The sequence below is a fragment of the Streptomyces sp. NBC_00158 genome, assembly GCF_045160885.1.
Classification (GTDB): Bacteria; Actinomycetota; Actinomycetes; order Streptomycetales; family Streptomycetaceae; genus Streptomyces.
Genome location: NZ_CP108162.1, coordinates 284,332 through 301,173 on the forward strand (window position 1 = coordinate 284,332; position 16,842 = coordinate 301,173).

The window sequence follows — 16,842 nt, forward strand, 5'->3', positions numbered from 1 at the left end:
ATCCTCTTGTCCCATGATCGTTCGCGGGCCCCGGTCGGCGTCAATCGGCCCAAGGAAGCAGCCGCCTACGACCATGGTCGTACGACTGTGCGAAGCCTAGGGGCTGGGGAAGGCGGTGGGCTGGGCCAGCCCGGGATGCCCGTTGGCCTCCGCCCAGTCGCAGAAGCTGCGGGAGTCGCGGGTCATGTGGGGAAGGAGGCTCTGGTCGGCCCAGGCCCACAGCCACGAGCCCGCTCTGGGGGCGAAGCTGCCGAGGATCTGGGCCGACGCGGTCGCGGTCTTGTCGGGGAAGGTCCAGGTGATGACGCCGGTCGTCTGGTCCAGGTCCCAGCGGTCCGCTGAACCCAAGCCCCAGGACATGTGGGCCCGGCCCACCTGCTCGATCACGTCTTCGCCCTGCAGCAGGAGCACGCTCAGGTCGGCCCTCTCCTCAGCCTGACCAGCACTGTCTGCCTTGTCGGACCGCTTGGACATTCCCATGCCCGCGGAGTCTGCCAGACGCCTTCGCCCGGTCGGCGATGGCCCCTCGCGCCTGCCGAGGCGCGCCCGGCGCAAGCAGGTTCGGGGTTTCTGCCTGTTGGCAGCCTCCGCCGGCATCTGGCTTGGTGGGTGGGCTGTCGGTCATGGCGAACGGTCCTCGCCTTCGCGGGCGTCACCGCAGCTCTCGTCCACTGCCGGAGACTCGCCAGATGAGACGGCTTGTTAGGGTGCGGTATGGCCGTCCCCGAGATCGTCCCCATCGTCCACGAGCCGGATTACCGGACGAGCACCGTCGGCCGGTTCAGCGGCGGCCAGTTCCTGGCTTCGATCACCTACGCGTTCCCGGACGGGTACGTGATGGGGGACGGCTGGGAGGAGCGGCAGCGGCTCTTCGTCGTGCTGCACGAGTTCGACCACGACGGACACCACCAGGAGTCCGACATCTGGTGCGCCGGCACGCGGGCGGAGCAGATGAGGCGTCCGCATGGCGACCGTTCCGTGGTCGCCCGTGCGGAGGCCCGGCTGGCCGCCGTCCTCGACGGTCTCGCGGAGCGCGAGTACTGCGACATCGCGATCCGGCCGTTCAGGCTCACCGTCGACGGTGTGCTCTTCGGCCTCGTCACGGAGTGCCGTGCCGGGGACGGTGAGGACGACCGGGCCGAGTTGTATCCGGACGGGTTGGGGTTCTCGGCTCCGTGGAACGGGGAGTACGACACCTGACAGACCGGGCGGTGGCCGCTGCCCGCGGCCCTGGCGTATGTTCGGCGCCCATGACGTGTGCCCTGAGATCCCGGCCGGTGGCTTCGTGAGCCGGTGGTGGGGTTACCTGGAGGAGCGGACCCGCCGAGAGGTCGACGCCGACGTGTTGCGCGACCGCCGGATGACGGCGGTGAAGTCCGTCTGGGAGGCGTTGCGTCCGCTTGAGGTGGGTCTGCACGCGGCCGAGCTGGTGGTGCAGGCGCGGTACGAGGCACTGGGCGACCGCGTGCGGCGCAGGCCGCCCGATCCGCTGGACCTTCCCTCGCTCGCGGCCCGCACCGCGGCTCTGTCCGGCCGTGTGGCGGTGGTGGAGGCGTTCTGGGACGGGGACACCGTCCACGGCTGGTTCGTACACCTGGCCGTGGTCCTGGACGCACCGGCGGGGGAGGAACACCTGGCGACCGTTTACGACCTCTCCGACGGCCGTCCTCCCGGTGCTGCCGCCGCCGCGGCCGGCCGTGCGTTGGCCGAGCACCTCGACGTGCCCTTCCACTTCGCGTCTCCGGACGTGCCCGATGACGGCCTTCCGCGCTGGAGGGAGGTCAGCGAGAGCGAAGCGGCGCGGGTTCGTCCACGTCGCGGGGGAGAGCGTCGGCGTCGTCCATGACGTGCGGGAGCCGCTGCACCGCGGTCAGCCGCCGTCGACGTAGGCGCGGGCCGCCACCATCACGTCGCGCCGCCGGCCGTCGGCGATGCACTGGGCCGGTGCCTCGTCCTCCAGTTGCGGGTTCATGCCGATCATCCAGGCGCGGGCCGTGTGGAGGCTTTCGGCGTCGTGGATGAGCCGGAAGACCTGCAGCGCGGCGCGCAGGCGCTCATCGGCCTCGGGGCGCGGTTCGGCGGCGCCCGAGGCCCACTTGCCGACCTGCTTGGGGTCGCTGATGTTGGCGATCCGCGCGGTCAGGCGCTGCCCGAGGTTCTCCTGCAGGAAGCGGGCGATCTCGCTGATGCCCATGCGTACGGAGTCCGCGTGGGCGCGCTCGGCGCTGGCGGCGCTCCTCGGGACGGCGACGGCGAGGGCGACGGCGGCGGGGGACGTGGTGGTGTCAGAAGGCATGATCGGGTCTCCCTCGTTGCCCTGACCGCGCGCCCGATCGGCGGCGGGTCGCGTGCTCAGGCGACGGGTGTAGGTGGGTGCGCCCGCGGGGCCCGGCTGTCGCGTACTGCCGTGAGGGCAGACGGAGGGGACGCTCGGTCTCGGCGAGCTGCGAACGCTTCTTGCCGTGTGTCCGGCCCGCCGGTAAGCGTCTGCCAGGGCGGGCGGAATGGGCCGGCCGGCTGGCGGTCTGCGTTCACCATCCACTCATGAGATCCCCCAGGCTCCAAGTCGGTCGGTGTACTGGTTACGTTACCCGTAATCCCCCTCCAACTCCACCTCTTGGGGGGAATCCGGCGGGGTCCGGACGGGTCGTCAAGTTCGGTGTTTTGGTTCGGAGTTCGGTGTTGAGCTGGGGTTTTGTCACCGGCCCGGGGCGGGCCGGTGGCCTGGAGGCGGAGGAGAACCGGGTTGATTTCGTCCTTTCGGGCGATGCGGATGGGGTTGTTTTGGGGTTGGTTTCGCGGTTGGCTTGGAGGTGGGGTTCAGGGGTGGGTTTCAGGGTGGGGTTCTGGTGGGCGTCGGCTCAGAGCATCGTCAGGCCGTACTCGTCCGCCACCCTCAGCAGGGCGTCCGACTGGGGGGAGATGTACGTGGACTCCTCCTGCGTCAGCTCCACGTCGTTGAACACCGCCCAGCACTGGCGCATGCCGAAGCGGGAGCGGTAGGCGATGCCGTGGATGAGGCGCTCCTGCTGCCCGGGGCCGGTGCGCTGGGTGATGGCCCAGGCCGAGATCTGCCGGGTGATGCGGCGGTTGACGCCCTGGACGTGCTGCGTGGTGAGCCGGTCCACCCCCTGTTCGGCCAGCTTGTCCCCGAGTTCGCGCGAGAGCGTCGCGAGCGTCCGCTCGTCGTCCACGTCGAGGAAACGGGCGTCCCGGGGAGGCCGCAGGCGCACCAGGATGTGGCTGGTGGTCCACTCCCGGGTCATCTTGCCGGGGGTCATGAAGGCCGGCTCCGGCCAGTCGTCCGCGATGACCTCCCGCATGGCGGGGTGCACGCGGAAGGGGGCCAGGGCCTCGGCGAAGCAGCCGTCGTGTTCGGAGGCGCAGTAGAGGGTGCCGTAACTGACCAGACTCCAGCGGTTCCCGCCCGTTCGCGCGTGGTCCTCCTGGCTGATCGTCTCGTACTTGACCGGCTCCTTGTACTTCCCCAGGCGCCAGATGCCGTTCGCCGGCGCGGGGACGAGGGCGACGTCCGGCTGTGCGGTGTCCTGGCTCATACGGCCGCTCCTTGCTCCGGCCCGCCCTCCACGGGTCGCCGGCCGGTGATGCTCATGGTTCTCCGGCGGCCGGGCCCGCGGGACGCGGGTCGGTCCGGCCGCCGGGAGAGCCGGGTCTGCTCATGCTCGGGATGTTCGGACGTGCTCATGTGATGGGCAGGTCATGTGCGGAACGCGTTCGCCGAGCGGCGTACCGGTCCGTGACATGTGCCGAACGATCATTTTGGTGCTCGGGTACGACCGAAGCGACCGGGTTGCGGTGGCCGACGGGGGCGCACGAAGGAGCACGGGGGGCGCATGCCGGGGTGATCAGGCCCCACCCGCCCCCCGGCAGCGGGCCAGATCGACCTCCGCCACCACGGCTCCCGCGTCCCCCGTGAAGGACAGCACCACGCGCCCGCCGCCCCCGGCCCCCGCCACCGGGTGTGCGGAGATACCGCGTACGGGGCTCCCCGCGGCCAGCAGCAGCCGGCACCGCCCCGTGACGGCGTCCCAGACGCGTACGGTCCCGTCCGCCGCGCCGGACGCGACGAAGCTGCCGAGCCCGCCGCCCGCGTTCCACGCGGCCAGGGTGAGGACGGCGCCGGTGTGCCCGGTCAGCGGCACGCCCAGCGGGCGGCGTTCGCGCAGGTCCCACAGCCGGACCGTCCCCGTGTCGCCGCCGCTGGCCAGCAGCGGCGGAAGCCCGCCGTCGGGGGAGGGGTTGACGGCGACGGCGTGCAGCAGGCCCTGGTCGCAGCGCAGGGGCGCGCCCAGCTGCCCCTCTTCCACGTCCCACAGGCGTACGGTGCCGTCGGATCCGGCCGACGCCAGCCACTCCTCGCCGTCGCCGCCCGCGCCGGTCGAGGCGGCCGCCACGGCCCGGATCCGCAGGTCGTGCCCGGTCCACTCCGCGAGCTGGCCCGGGACGTCCAGGTCCCACAGCCGTACCGTCTCGTCGTCCCCGCCGCTCAGCAGCAGGTGCCGACCGGCCGCGGTGGTGCAGGCGGCGAGGGCGCGGACCGGGAGGAAGTGCCCTTCGAGGACGTCCGGGAGGGCCTGGCGGGTCTCCGCGTCCCAGAGCCGGATGCCGTGGTCGCCGTACCCGGCCGACACCAGGAGGCGCCCCTCCCGCCGCCGGGCCCAGGCCAGCGCGGACGCGGGCCGGCCGGTGTCGATCCGCGCGACCGCGTCCCCCGTGCCGGTGTCCCGTACCTCGATGTACGGGTGGTCCCCGCTGAGCGCGAACCACGCCGGGCCGCCGCCCGCTTCCCCGCGCCCCTCCGGCGGGAGCAGCGCGCCGCCCGTCGGTGCCGGCGCGGCGGGTGTCCGGGCGGTGGTGAGCGCGCGCTCCAGGACCTCCCGGTTCCACAGGCGCAGCGTGCCGTCGGTGGAGGCGGAGGCGAGCAGTTCAGAGCCCGGGCCCGGGCCCGAGCCCGGCTTCGACTGCGGGTCCGGGTCCGGGACCGTGACCGGGGCGAGGGCCGTCACGGTGGCGGTGTGCCCGCTCAGCAGCCCCGGCGGCTCCTTCGCGGCGGTGTCCCACCGCGATACGTCCCAGACGGCGATGCGGCTGCCGGTCCCGGCGGCGATGAGGTGGCGCGGTTCCGGGCCTCCCAGGGGTTCCGGGCCCGGCAGGGTGAGCGCGGTCAGGCAGGTCACCGGCCCGCCGGCGCCGGTGAGGGTGGCGAGCGGCCCGCCGGTGCCCCAGACGGTGACGCTCCCGTCGGGGTGGCCGGCGGCGACCGTCCCGGGCAGGGTGGTCGGCGCGAGTACGCGTACGTCGGCCGGGAACTCGAAGCGGGCCACCTCCGTCCCGGCCGCCGGATCCCGGAACACCAGGTGCGCGTCGTCGGCGATCGCCAGCAGGGGCCGTCCCGGCGGGTCCTCGACCGCCGCCAGCGCGGTGGCCGTCGTACGAGGTGTGTCACCGGGCAGGGTGAACAGGTCGAGCGCGCCCATGCGTTCGTTCCACCAGACCACCGAGCCGTTCCCGTCGACGCAGACCACCGCGAGCTCGTGCCCGTCGTCGCGGTACGCGCACACGCCGGCGATCCAGATCCCGCCGGGCGCGTGGAACCGGTCGAGGCGCAGGCCCGTCGCCGGGTCCCACAGCCGCAGGGTGCCGTCCGTACTGCCGGACACCAGCAGCGGTGACTGGGCGGGGCGCGGGGCGAGGAGCAGGTGCCGCACGGCTCCGTCGTGCGCGCCGATCGGCTCGCGGACCGCCGTGCCCTCGACGGCGTCGACGAGTTCGATGCGGCCCTCGTCGTCACCGGCCGCGAGGGCGGGCCGCCCGTCGGGGGCGGGCACCGCCGCCAGGGAGCGCACGGTGGTGCGGAGGGCGGCCAGGACGTTCACCGGCGGCGTCCACCGGGACCACAGCACCGCCAGCGGCGCCGCGTCCCCGGGCGTACGCGGGCGCGGGAGCCCGGGGTGGCGCAGCGCCGTGTGCGCCAGGTGCAGGCTGGCCAGCCGCGAGGGGCGGTCCGCCCGGTGCAGGTACGGCTCGACCGCTGCCCACGCCTCCAGCCACAGCCGGTCCTCCCGCCCCCGGCCCGGCCCCAGCAGCCCGCGGACCGGGCTGCCGGTCAGCCACGGCAGTACCTCGGCCGGCACGTGCGCGTCGTCCAGGACCCCGCCGAGGCGGGCGTGGCGCGCGAGGTGGCGGCGTACGTACGGGTGCGGGGCGGTGGCGGTGCCGGCGGCGTCGCCGGTGGTGTGGGGCGCGGCGAGGTCGGCGAGGGCCTCCGCGATGCGGGCGTGCACGGCGGCGTCGCCGCCCGCGTGCGCGCCGCCGTACGCGCCTTCCCCGGCCGAGCCGGACCCGCCAGCCGGTCCAGCCGGTTCAACCAGTCCGGCCTTTTCGGCTTGTTCGGCTTGTCCAGCCTGTTCAGCCCGTTCGGTCCTATCGACAGGGTCGTCCTGAGCGTCCGTCATTCCCATCCCCCCAACAGGCGCCCCGCCCCCCACGGGCCAGGCGCGCAGGACCGCGGCCAGCCGGTCGTGCGCCGGCCGGTACACCCGCTGGTCCTCTTCGACGTCACGGGTGAGATACCCAGCCAGACGCCCTTCCAGCAGCACCCGGATCCTGGCGTCGGCGTCCTCGACGCAGCGCCCGGCGACGGCGGACGCCACGGCCGGCCACACCTCGCCCCAGGCCAGGCCCCGCCCCTGCGCGAAGGCCGTCGCGCGCAGCAGCGCCAGCGCGTCCTGCGCCCCGAGACCGTCCTCCGCCGCCCGCGCGAGGTCGTCCTTCAGCAGCCCGGCCGTACCTTCGCCCAGCCGCCGCAGCCACCCGGCGTCCGCCAGCAGACGCGGCCCCCCGGCGCGCAGCTGGTGCGCCGCCACGCGCGCGTCGAGGAAGGACCGCCCGACCGCCCCGGCCACCGTCCGCGAGACCTCGGCCGGGTCGTGCCCCGCCCAGCCGTCCTCCCCGTCCAGGAGGGCGCGTACGTATCCCGCGACGTCCGCGCTCATGTCCTCGCCGTCGGTGCGCAGCACGGCCGCCTCGGGGAACGCCTCCCGCAGCCGCCCCAGCAGGTCCTGGTCTTCCCCCTCGGCCTCCCCGTCACTGCTGCGCACGGCGACGACCAGCCGCACCCCGCGCCGCAGGGGCAGCGCCGGCCCGGCGGGGGAGGGGTGCGCGAGGTGCCCGGCCAGCGGCACCAGCACCTGGTGCACCAGCGCCGCGGGGTCGGTCGCCTCGTCGAGGGCGTCGACGACGACCGTCACCATCGGCCCGGGTGCGTCGAGGAACCTCCGCAGCCCCTGCTGCCAGCGGCTCAGCGGGTCCCGGCCCGAAGGGTCGGGGGCGGCGCCCAGCCGCTGCGCGATGACCTGCAACAGCCCCAGCGGCTCCCGGTTGTGGGCGGTGACCGCGATGGTCACCGCCCCCTCGTCCGGCACGGTGTACGGCGGGCAGTGACCGACGGCCGCCGCGTACAGGGCCGAGGCCCGGAAGCGCGCGTCGCTCAAGGTCACCGCACGGCCGAGGATGGCCGACTTCCCGCTCGCGGTGATGCCGGTGACGACCAGCACCCCGGGTGCGCCCGTCAGGAAGGAGACCACCGCGGTGTTCAGCTCCCTGCGGCCGGAGAAGTACCAGCCGGGGTCGTCGGCGCCGGTGCGGCCGCTGGCCTTCTCCAGCCAGTAGCCCAGGTCCGCCAGGGTCGCCGCGACCTCCTGCCGGCTCTCCTCCACCGCGGCCTCCTCCGGCCGGTGGCCCGGGTTGGGCAGGGCCGCGGTGGGGACGTGCTGCTTGCCGGCCGTGAGCGTACGGCAGTCCAGGGACAGCGCCCGGCCCCGTTCCCTGCCGATCGTCCGCGCCGCCTGGTACAGGGCGCGGCCGAACTCCTCCATCGTCAGGTACTCGCGGGTGATCCCGCCGGCCGTGCTCAGCCACTCGTGGGCCCGCCGCAGTACGAGCGCGAACTCCCCGCCCATCACCCGCATCCTGGGCGCGGCGGTGGTCAGGACGTTGAGCGTCGCGTGTTCGGTGCGCGTGGCGTCCAGGCTCTCCACGAGGTCCAGCAGTTCGGCGCGGACGGCGGCGGACTCGCACATGTTCACGATGACCAGGACGTCCCGGGCGTGCGAGTCGAGCGCGGCGATCACGATCTCCGCCGTACGCAGGCCCGTGGCCAGGAGCCGGGCGGGGTCGGTGCCGCTCAGGACCGCGAAGTGCCGGCCGGCGCCGCCGGTCAGGCCGTGGCCCGTCACGTACAGCACCACGGGGACGTCGGGTTCCGCCTCCCGGATACCGGCGGTCTCCAGGAAGAGCTCCACGTCATGACGGCACGTCACCGGCGCGCCGGGCGCCACCCGCACGAAGCCGGGCCCCTCCGGCGGCCGCCGTTCCCACCACAGGGACACGGCCTCCAGCTGCGCGCCGACGGCCTGCCGCAGTGCCTCGGTCCCGTCCTCCATGGGAAGCACGTACAGGGTCCCCGCGGAAGGCACTTGCCCTGCTTCCGCCGCTTCCGCCGCCTCCTCCACGGCATCGGCTAAGCCGATCTCGCCTCGCTCCCCGTCCACGGCCCTATTCTTCACTCACATGGACAACCGGCAGCACCAGCACCAGGATCACCGGAACCGGGCCGGGCACTTACCCGACCACGTCACCCAGGACGCGGTGGTCGTCGTGCCCGGCATCATGGGCAGCACCCTGCACGACACGACGACGGGCAAGGACGTCTGGGGCATCGGCGGGATCTCCTGGCTGCTCAAGGCCTGGACCACCCCCTCGGGCCTGAAGTCCCTGACCATGACCGAGGACGAGCTGGCGGGCAAGACCGGCCGCATCAGGGCGACCGGCCTCCTCAGGCACTCCGCCTGGACCCCGTACCTGGCCGGCAGCGAGCCGTACACCGACCTGGTCGACACGATCCGCACCAGCGTCGCGCACGAGGCGGCGATCCTGGAGTTCGCCTACGACTGGCGGCTGCCGGTCGCCGTCAACGGCCGTCTCCTGGCCGACGCGGCGCGCATCCACCTGACCGAGTGGCGCCGCCACCGGGCCCACGCCGAGGCGCGTCTGCACCGGGTCGACCAGCGGGAGGGGCGGCTGGTGTTCGTCGCGCACTCCATGGGCGGGCTCGTCACCCGCGCGGCCCTCGACCCCGGCTACGACGGCGACCTCCAGGGCGACACCCGGGGCGTGATCACGCTCGGCACCCCGTTCCAGGGCTCGGTGAAGGCCGCCGTCATCCTCGCGACCGGCCGCGGCGCCCCCGTGCCACTCCCGCACCGCAAGCTCCGCGCCATGTGCGCCACCATGCCGGGCCTGCACGACCTGCTGCCGCAGTACCGGGCCGTGCGCGCGGGGGACGACGTACGCCACCTCACGCCGAGCGACGTCGCCGGGCTCGGCGGCAGCGCGGAACTGGCCCGTGACGCGGCCCGTTTCCACCACCGGCAGAAGACCGTCACCCTGCCCGGGCACCGCTCGGTCGTCGGCGTCAACCAGCCCACCTGGCAGAACCTGACGATCAGCGGCGGCGGGGCCGAGCCGCACCTGGACGGCGCCCGCCAGAACTCCGACGGCAGCCTCGTCCGCGACCGGCAGGACCGCGTCCGGTACTTCCGGGTGCAGGGGGACGGCACCGTCTACAAGGAGTCGGCGGTCCTGACCGACATCGTCACCCACCTGCCCCTGCAACACGGGGACGTGGCCAGGGCGAGGACCGCCCTGGACGCCGTCACCGAGATCGTCCGCGACGACGTCAACCCCGGCCCGCCCCTGGGAGAAGCCGGCTGCGGTCTGACCGCCCCGGACCTGGTGGAGGCGGGCCGCCCCTGGAAGCTCCGCCTCACGGACGTGACCGCCCTCCCGGGCCTGACCTGCCGCCTCACCGACCTCGATCACCCGTCCCGCCCGGCCTCCCTCCCCCTGACCTGGGAGGACGGCACGGCCACGGCCACGGCGACCGCCCCGGCCCCGGGCCTGTACCGCATCGACGTCCACACCCCGGACGGCTTCACGATCACCCAGCTGGTCATGTCGACCGCCCCCGCCGACCGCCCGGCGGAGGCGGAGGGCTGACGCCCGCCCCGTCTGGAAGCCGCTCGGGCGGTCAGCGGTCAGCGGTCAGCGGTCAGCGGTCGGCGGTCGGCGGTCAGCGGTCGGCCTCGGTGCCGGGACCGGAACCCGTCGCCGGGACGGCCGTCGGCGGGGTGCGGTAGGCGCGGAGCGGGGTGTTGGCGGCGGAGACGGCGGCGACCGCCAGGGTGGCGGTGAGGCCGCCGAGGACCAGGGCGAAGGGCGCCGACGTGGCCGACGCCAGCAGGCCGCCGCGGAAGTTGCCGAGCTCGGGGCCCGCGACGCCTATGACGTGCTCCACCGAGGACACCCGGCCACGGTACGCGTCCGGGGTCTCCAACTGCACCAGGGCGCTCCGGGTGATGACGGACACGGTGTCGGCGGCTCCCGCCACGGCCAGGCAGCAGAGCGCCGGCCACAGGGACTCCGCCAGACCGAAGCAGGTCAGGGCCAGTCCCCAGACGCCGGCCGCGATCAGCTGCACCAGGCCGCCCCGGCGTCGGCGCGTCACCGTGCCGGAGAGCAGACCGGCGCCGATCCCGCCGACCGCGACGGCCGAGAGGAACAGCCCGAGGGTCTGCGGGTCTCCGCCGAAGCGGACCTCGTTGACCAGTGGGAAGAGCGCGATGGGCATGGCGAGCAGCGTCGCGGACAGGTCGGTGGCCATCGAGCCCCACAGCGTCGGCCGGCGCAGCACGAAGCCCCAGCCGCCGCGCTCCGGCCGGCGACCGCCGCCGGACGGGTCCGGGTCAGGGCCCGGGTCCGCGCCTTCGGGCCGCACGGCGGGCAGCCGCGCCACCGTGAGCACCGCGACGGCGGTGGCGGCGGCCTGGGCGGCGTACGCGGCGGGGAAGCCCCAGCGGCCGATGATCAGCCCGGCCAGCGCGGGCCCGGCCAGCATCGCCGCCTGGAAGGAGACGTTGGCCAGCGCGAGACCGGCCGCGACCTGGTCGCCGGGCAGCAGCCGGACCGGGAGGGTGCGCCGGGCCGGGGCGCCGAGAGCGGCGCAGGCCGTTCCGACGGCGACCAGGGCGAGCAGCAGCAGGGCGCTGCGGTTGTCCGACAGCGCCTGGGCGCACAGCCCGGCCGAGGCCAGCAGCTGGCCCGTGGTGGTGGCCCGTACCACCGCGCGGCGGTCGGCGGAGTCGGCCAGCGTGCCGCCGAGCAGCCCGAACAGCAGCATCGGCAGCCCGGTCGCGAGGCCGATGGCTCCGGTGCCCACCGGGCTGCCGGTCAGGTCCCAGACCTGGGCCAGCACCGCCACGTTGGCCATGTGTCCGCCGAGTTGGGACACCGAGGTGCCGATCCACAGGTCGCGGAAGGCGCGGCTGCCGCGCAGCGGGCGGGTGTCGAGGAAGTGGACGCGCCCATGGACACGGCCCTTCATCGCGGTGGCTCGGCCAGGTGCCCGAGGATCCGCTGCCGCATCGACCGGCGTCCGAGCGCACGCCGGACCTCCTCGACCACGGCGGTCATCGCGTACGGGACCTCGCGGTCCAGCTCGGCGACCGTCGCGTGGGTGGCGCGCCACTCGGCCTCCAGGAACGGCACCAGCGCCCGGCCCCGTTCGGTCAGGTCGATCCGCCGGGTCCGGGCGTCGGGTCCGGGCTCGGAGCTGACCAGGTCCTCCTTGCGCATCGCGGCGACGGTCTGGCTGATCGCGGAGTGCGAGCGGTCGAGGGACTCCGCGAGCTCGCGGATGGTCAGCGGTCCGGTGTGGGCGAGCCGGATGAGGGGGTACGCGAACCGGGGCCGTACCCCCTCGATGCCGCGCTCGACGTAGACCTGCTCGATCTCGGCGTCCATGGCGGCCAGCAGCTCGTGCAGGGCGTGCCAGGGGTCCGGCAGCGAGGTGGGGTCCGTTGGGCCGGTTGGATCCGTTGAAGATGTCACAGCGCTAATATAACAGTGCTGTGATAAATCGGACGGGCATCGGGCATCGCCCCGAGAAAGGGAAGACGGAAAAAAGGGTGACGGGAACTGTCACCTTTGGCGTGCACCGTGAAGTCATGGACAAGGACACCACCCCGCCCACCGCCCCCCTCACCGGCCGGATCGCCCTCGTCGCCGGAGCCACCCGCGGCGCAGGACGCGCCCTCGCCGTCGAACTCGGACGCGCCGGAGCCACCGTGTCCGTCACCGGCCGCACCACCCGCGCACGCGTCAGCGAGGTCGGCCGGACGACGGAGACCATCGAGGAGACGGCCGAACTCGTCACCGCGGCCGGCGGCACCGGCATCGCCGTACCCACCGACCACCTGGAGGAGGATCAGGTACGCGCGCTCGTCAGCCGGATCGACCGCGACCACGGCAGGCTCGACATCCTCGTCAACGACCTCTGGGGCGGCGAGAACCTGATCTCCGGCTCCGTCTTCGGCAAGAAGAGCTGGGAGACGCCCCTCGCCGACGGCCTGCGCATCCTGGAACTGGGGGTCCGTTCCCACGTCATCACCGCGGCACTCGCCCTCCCCCTCCTGATCCGCTCGGACGCGCCGCTGCACGTGGAGGTCACCGACGGGACCGAGCGCTCCAACCGCCGCTACCGCGAGAACCTCTACTACGACCTCGCGAAGAGCGCCCCGATCCGCATCGCCTTCGGGCTGGGCCGGGAACTGGCGGAGTACGGCGGCACCGCCGTCGCCGTCACCCCGGGCTTCCTGCGCTCCGAGCAGATGCTCGCCCACTTCGGCGTGACGGAGGAGAACTGGCGCGACGCCGCCGCCCAGGACCCGCACTTCGCCATCGCCGAGTCACCCCACTACCTCGCCCGCGGCGTCGCCGCACTCGCCGCCGACCCCGGCCGGGCGGCCCGCTGGAACGGCAGGTCCGCCTCCAGCGCGGACCTCGCCGAGGCCTACGGCGTACGCGACGTCGACGGCAGCCGGCCGGACGCCTGGGCCTACTTCGAGGACGTCCTGTACGGGGGCAAGGACGCCTCCGCGGACGACTACCGCTGATCCTCCTCCGCCCCGTACAGGGCGGCCAGGGCCTGCGCACGCTCGCGGAAGCGGGCGCGCAGGCCCTGCGGGGCCAGCACCTCCGCCTCCGCGCCCAGCACGCTCAACTGCTCGAACGCGACCTCCTCCGACTCCACCGGCAGTTCGAGCGTGACGCGCCCCGCCGCGTCCGGCGCGCCCGCGGACGCCAGCGCCTCGCCCGCACCCGCCGCATCCACCACGGCCGGCAGACGCCGCAGCCCCTGCTCCGTCACCCGCACGGTGACGCTCGTACGCAGCAACGCGCGGGCGAAGGCGACGGAGTGCTCCTCCCAGTACGCGGCCAGGTCGAACCCCGGATCACGGACGAAGGGCTCCTCGGCGCCGGGAGCCGGCGACAACGCCGTGACACGGTCGACCCGGTACGTCCGCCACGCGCCGCCCCGACCCGGAGCCCCGCCCGGTACCCGGCCCACGAGGTACCAGACCCCCGCCTTCAGGACGAGCCCGTACGGCTCCACCAGCCGGATCACCTCCCGGCCGGGCCGCGCGTACGCCAGCTCGACGGTGCGGTCGGCCCAGACGGCACGGGCCAGCTCCGGCAGCGACTCCGGCGCCGACGGCTCGCGGAACCAGGCCGGGGCGTCGAGGTGGAAGCGGTGTACGGAGGACTCGGCCGCCGCCCGCAGCGAGGGCAGCAGCGTGGCCGACAGCTTCAGCCGTGCCGCGTCCGCCGCCCCCGACAGCCCGAGATCGCGCAGGGCGGCCGGCATGCCCGAGAGGTACAGCGTCTCCGCCTCGGCCGGACGCAGCGTGGTCAGCCGCGTCCGGTACCCCGGCGCCAGCCGGTAGCCACCGGTGCGCCCGCGCTCGGACCGGACGGGAACCCCCGCCTCCTGCAGGGCCTGCACGTCCCGGATCACCGTACGCTCGGACACCCCCAGCTCCAGGGCCAGCGCGGCGGCGGTCAGCCCAGGACTCGACTGGACGAGGAGCGCCATGCGGATCAGACGGGCGGCACGCATCCCCCCATGATCCCGCAACCGGCCGCGGCCGCACGAATACGTGTCAGGTGCCGTCGGCCGCCGCGGACTTCGCCCCCGCGCGGGCCAGGGCGACGGCGCCCGGCAGGCCGTCGGGGACCGGGTGGGGGGTCAGGGCCCGGGCGGAGAGGCGGGTGGTGAGGCGGTGCAGGAGGGGGCCGCCGGGGCCGATCAGGCCGCCCACCGTCACCAGCGGTTCGCCCCGCCGGGGACGGAGCGCCGCCACGCTCCCGGCCAGCAGGTCGGCGGCTTCGTCGAGGATCCCCTCCGCGACGGGGTCGCCGTCCGCGGCCGCGCCGAACACCACCGGGCAGAGCCGGGCCAGCCGCGCGGGCTCGGACGCGGCACGCGCGCCGTCGATCAGGACGTAGCGCAGGGCGTACGGGTCCGCGGGCGCGGCGGAGGCGGCGGAGTCGACGGGGGCCGGTCCGGCGCCGAACGCCGCGGCCAGGCGGGGCAGCAGTTCGGTGGCGGGCCCGCGGCCGTCCAGGCCGCGCAGGGCCCGGCGGACGCCCTCCCGGGCGATCCAGAAGCCGCTGCCGTCGTCGCCGGTGAGCCACCCGCAGCCGTCCACCGCGGCGGCCAGCCGGTGGCCGCGGATCCGGACCGCGGCCGCGCCCGTTCCGGCTACCAGTGCCAGACCGTCCGGCGGCGTCCCGGGAGCCGCCGCGAAGGCCACCTCGGAGTCGGCCATGACCCGTACGGAGGCGGCCCGTACGCCGTGACGCGCGAGCGCGGCGTCCAGGGCCCGGCGCGCACGGGCGCGGCCGTCGTCGCCCGCCGCGCCCGCTCCACCGGTCCCACCCCCGACGCCCGCTCCGGCGATGCCCGCTCCGGCGAAGCCCGCGACGACGCACCGCACCCGCGCCGCCCGGCCGTCGGCGGACAGGACCTCGCCGACGGCTCGTGCGAGGCGTTCCGCAAGGAGCCGTTCCGGGACCGAACGGGCGTTGCCCGCACCGGCCGAGGCCGTCGCGAGCGGCGGGCCGCCGTCCACGGCGGCGACGGCCGCCCGCAGCCCGCTGCCCCCCGCGTCGATGCCCAGCACCAGCGGTGTCAGCGTCATGGCACGAGCGTACGTGCGCCGCGGCACGTAAGCGGCACGTAAGCGGAACGATAGGGGCGGCGGTCAGGGTGGGGTCCGCACCGCCACCACCCGTACTCGGACAGGAGTCACATGTCCCGCCCCACCCCCCGCGCCGACGGCGTCCGACCGCCCCGGCGCCCCCGCCGGCTCGCCGGTCTGGTGACGGCCGCCTGCCTCGCCCTGAGTGCCGTGCTGCTCAGCCCCGCCCCCGCCGGGGCCGCCGGGTCGACCAACCGCGACGCCTTCGAGAACCTCGGGCAGGCGGACCGTGCCGAGTGGATGTGGGGCATCGCGAGCGACACCAAGCTCTCGAACATGTCCATTCCCGGCACCCACGACACGCTCTCCATCCACGGCGGGGCCTGGGTGCAGACGCAGGAGGACTACGGCGACAGCGCGAACACCCTCGCCGCGCAGCTGGACCGCGGCATCCGGGCCATCGACATCCGGGCACGCGTCTCCGGGGGAGCCGCCTTCACGATCCACCACGGCGTGAAGTACCAGAACGCCAACTTCGACGACGTCCTGACCAAGGCGCAGTCGTTCCTGCGCCAGCATCCGACCGAGTCGATCGTGATGCGGCTGAAGGCCGAGTGCGTGTACGGCAGCGAATCCAAGATCACCGAATGCGAGAACGACCCGGACTCGACGACCCCGGACAGGGTCCGGGAGATCTTCGGCGACTACGTGCGGAAGTATCCCGGTCTCTTCTACGCGCCTTCGGTGTCGGGCGGCGGCCGGGCGGGCGTGCCCACGCTCGGGGAGGTCCGGGGCAAGGTGGTCCTGGGCAGCTTCGACAATGCCGGAGCCGACGACAGCCACGGTCTCAAGGGCTTCAACGACCGCAAGGAAGACCACTGGGAGCCGGACAGCGTCGGACAGAAGTGGGGCTACGTCAAGGGCAACGTCAACAAGGCGATCACCGGGAACGCCAATGACCTGTACGTGACCTACTCGTCCGCGTCCAAGTTCCCCAGCCTGTCCCCGACCCTGGTCGCCGGTGGCTACTGGGAGGTCCGGGGCGGGGTGAACACCGAGGTCCCCGCGGTCAACTACGACCTGATGAAGCACCTGAACAGCAGTGCGGGCCGCGTCGGCATCATCATGACGGACTTCCCGGGCTGGGGCCTGGTGAACGCGATCATCGACCACAACGACGACAACATGGTCAAGGGCGGCCAGCGGTCGATCTGGCTGGTCAACGCCGACAAGACGTACTCCAACAGCCAGTACCAGGGCCGGTGCATGGTGCGCGGCCCCGAGTTCGACGCCGGTGACGGAGGTCTGGTCACCCAGCGCCCCTGCCAGTCGAGCCCGCCCAGCAGCCACCAGTGGACGGCCACGAAGCCCGACACGTTCGACGGCAAGGGCTACTTCTGGATCAAGGCGAGCAACGGCAAGTGCCTGACGATGCCGTACAACAACGGCACCGCGCCGGCCGCCGGCACCCAGCTGTTCTGGTGGCCCTGTGAGACCCGCTGGTTCTCGGGCAGCCAGATGTGGAACGTCATGCCGACCAAGCTCGCCACCGCGACCGGGTCCCGGCCGGCGTACTACTTCATCAACAACTGGACGGGCCTGTGCCTGTCGATGGACCCGGCCACCGCGTCCACGTCCGGCGGCAAGGTGACCCAGGACGCCTGCCCGAAGTAGCACCCCTGCCGCCACCGGCCGGGCGGCCTCCTCACGAGGCCGCCCG

General features: G+C 74.1%; 13 protein-coding genes. 5 read left to right on the forward strand and 8 right to left on the reverse strand.

All coding sequences use genetic code 11. From position 1 onward, the window contains the following. Positions 1-96 precede the first annotated feature (96 nt). The gene (locus OG553_RS36600; RefSeq protein ID WP_331728323.1) at positions 97-480 is read right to left on the reverse strand and encodes a DUF6882 domain-containing protein; all 384 of its coding nucleotides are present in this window, start codon (positions 478-480) and stop codon (positions 97-99) included. Positions 481-714: 234 nt separating this feature from the next. On the opposite strand from OG553_RS36600, the gene OG553_RS36605 reads away from it, so the two are divergent. Then, complete coding sequence (locus OG553_RS36605) at positions 715-1,200, forward strand: hypothetical protein (RefSeq protein WP_331728326.1); 486 nt, start codon at positions 715-717, stop codon at positions 1,198-1,200. Between the two features lie 85 nt (positions 1,201-1,285). Further along, a complete protein-coding gene (locus OG553_RS36610) occupies positions 1,286-1,846 on the forward strand; it encodes a hypothetical protein (RefSeq protein WP_331728707.1) in 561 nt (186 codons plus the stop codon). Positions 1,847-1,870: 24 nt separating this feature from the next. Here the strand turns inward: OG553_RS36610 and OG553_RS36615 are convergent, their stop codons facing one another. The 3 genes from OG553_RS36615 to OG553_RS36625 form a co-directional block, all read right to left on the reverse strand. Further along, positions 1,871-2,296, reverse strand: a complete 426-nt coding sequence (locus OG553_RS36615) for an XRE family transcriptional regulator (RefSeq protein ID WP_331728329.1) — start codon at positions 2,294-2,296, stop codon at positions 1,871-1,873. Between the two features lie 565 nt (positions 2,297-2,861). Beyond that, entirely contained in the window at positions 2,862-3,557 is a 696-nt protein-coding gene (locus OG553_RS36620) for an RES family NAD+ phosphorylase (protein ID WP_331728332.1), read from the reverse strand. A 309-nt stretch (positions 3,558-3,866) separates the two neighbouring features. After that, positions 3,867-8,465 (reverse strand): hypothetical protein, encoded by a 4,599-nt coding sequence (locus OG553_RS36625; RefSeq protein WP_405983251.1) that lies wholly within the window; start codon positions 8,463-8,465, stop codon positions 3,867-3,869. A 127-nt stretch (positions 8,466-8,592) separates the two neighbouring features. Here OG553_RS36625 and OG553_RS36630 point away from each other — a divergent pair, with 127 nt between their 5' ends. Next, a complete protein-coding gene (locus OG553_RS36630) occupies positions 8,593-10,080 on the forward strand; it encodes a lipase/acyltransferase domain-containing protein (protein ID WP_331728336.1) in 1,488 nt (495 codons plus the stop codon). A 73-nt stretch (positions 10,081-10,153) separates the two neighbouring features. On the opposite strand, the gene OG553_RS36635 is transcribed toward OG553_RS36630, so the two are convergent. After that, positions 10,154-11,464, reverse strand: a complete 1,311-nt coding sequence (locus tag OG553_RS36635) for an MFS transporter (RefSeq protein ID WP_331728339.1) — start codon at positions 11,462-11,464, stop codon at positions 10,154-10,156. After that, a complete protein-coding gene (locus tag OG553_RS36640) occupies positions 11,461-11,883 on the reverse strand; it encodes a MarR family transcriptional regulator (RefSeq protein WP_331728709.1) in 423 nt (140 codons plus the stop codon). Before OG553_RS36640 ends, OG553_RS36635 begins: the two co-directional genes overlap by 4 nt. 203 nt (positions 11,884-12,086) lie before the next feature. Here OG553_RS36640 and OG553_RS36645 point away from each other — a divergent pair, with 203 nt between their 5' ends. After that, positions 12,087-13,034, forward strand: coding sequence for an SDR family oxidoreductase (locus OG553_RS36645; RefSeq protein ID WP_331728342.1), 948 nt, complete (start codon positions 12,087-12,089; stop codon positions 13,032-13,034). On the opposite strand, the gene OG553_RS36650 is transcribed toward OG553_RS36645, so the two are convergent. Both OG553_RS36650 and OG553_RS36655 read right to left on the reverse strand, forming a co-directional pair. Next, positions 13,025-14,038 carry a WYL domain-containing protein gene (locus OG553_RS36650; RefSeq protein ID WP_331728345.1) on the reverse strand — a complete coding sequence of 338 codons (1,014 nt, stop codon included), beginning with the start codon at positions 14,036-14,038 and terminating at the stop codon, positions 13,025-13,027. The two genes, OG553_RS36645 and OG553_RS36650, sit on opposite strands and share 10 nt — an antisense overlap. 43 nt (positions 14,039-14,081) lie before the next feature. After that, the gene (locus OG553_RS36655; RefSeq protein WP_331728348.1) at positions 14,082-15,122 is read right to left on the reverse strand and encodes a BadF/BadG/BcrA/BcrD ATPase family protein; all 1,041 of its coding nucleotides are present in this window, start codon (positions 15,120-15,122) and stop codon (positions 14,082-14,084) included. A gap of 111 nt (positions 15,123-15,233) precedes the next feature. On the opposite strand from OG553_RS36655, the gene OG553_RS36660 reads away from it, so the two are divergent. Continuing rightward, positions 15,234-16,796, forward strand: coding sequence for a phosphatidylinositol-specific phospholipase C domain-containing protein (locus OG553_RS36660; protein WP_331728351.1), 1,563 nt, complete (start codon positions 15,234-15,236; stop codon positions 16,794-16,796). The last annotated feature ends 46 nt before the right edge of the window (positions 16,797-16,842 follow it).

Excerpts from the sequence above, each read along its gene's own strand:
- OG553_RS36600 (WP_331728323.1), bottom strand. The coding sequence starts at position 480 with ATGGGAATGTCCAAGCGGTCCGACAAGGCAGACAGTGCTGGTCAGGCT.
- OG553_RS36605 (WP_331728326.1), top strand. The coding sequence starts at position 715 with ATGGCCGTCCCCGAGATCGTCCCCATCGTCCACGAGCCGGATTACCGG.
- OG553_RS36615 (WP_331728329.1), bottom strand. The coding sequence starts at position 2,296 with ATGCCTTCTGACACCACCACGTCCCCCGCCGCCGTCGCCCTCGCCGTC.
- OG553_RS36620 (WP_331728332.1), bottom strand. The coding sequence starts at position 3,557 with ATGAGCCAGGACACCGCACAGCCGGACGTCGCCCTCGTCCCCGCGCCG.
- OG553_RS36625 (WP_405983251.1), bottom strand. The coding sequence starts at position 8,465 with ATGGAGGACGGGACCGAGGCACTGCGGCAGGCCGTCGGCGCGCAGCTG.
- OG553_RS36630 (WP_331728336.1), top strand. The coding sequence starts at position 8,593 with ATGGACAACCGGCAGCACCAGCACCAGGATCACCGGAACCGGGCCGGG.
- OG553_RS36635 (WP_331728339.1), bottom strand. The coding sequence starts at position 11,464 with ATGAAGGGCCGTGTCCATGGGCGCGTCCACTTCCTCGACACCCGCCCG.
- OG553_RS36640 (WP_331728709.1), bottom strand. The coding sequence starts at position 11,883 with ATGGACGCCGAGATCGAGCAGGTCTACGTCGAGCGCGGCATCGAGGGG.
- OG553_RS36645 (WP_331728342.1), top strand. The coding sequence starts at position 12,087 with ATGGACAAGGACACCACCCCGCCCACCGCCCCCCTCACCGGCCGGATC.
- OG553_RS36650 (WP_331728345.1), bottom strand. The coding sequence starts at position 14,038 with ATGCGTGCCGCCCGTCTGATCCGCATGGCGCTCCTCGTCCAGTCGAGT.
- OG553_RS36655 (WP_331728348.1), bottom strand. The coding sequence starts at position 15,122 with ATGACGCTGACACCGCTGGTGCTGGGCATCGACGCGGGGGGCAGCGGG.
- OG553_RS36660 (WP_331728351.1), top strand. The coding sequence starts at position 15,234 with ATGTCCCGCCCCACCCCCCGCGCCGACGGCGTCCGACCGCCCCGGCGC.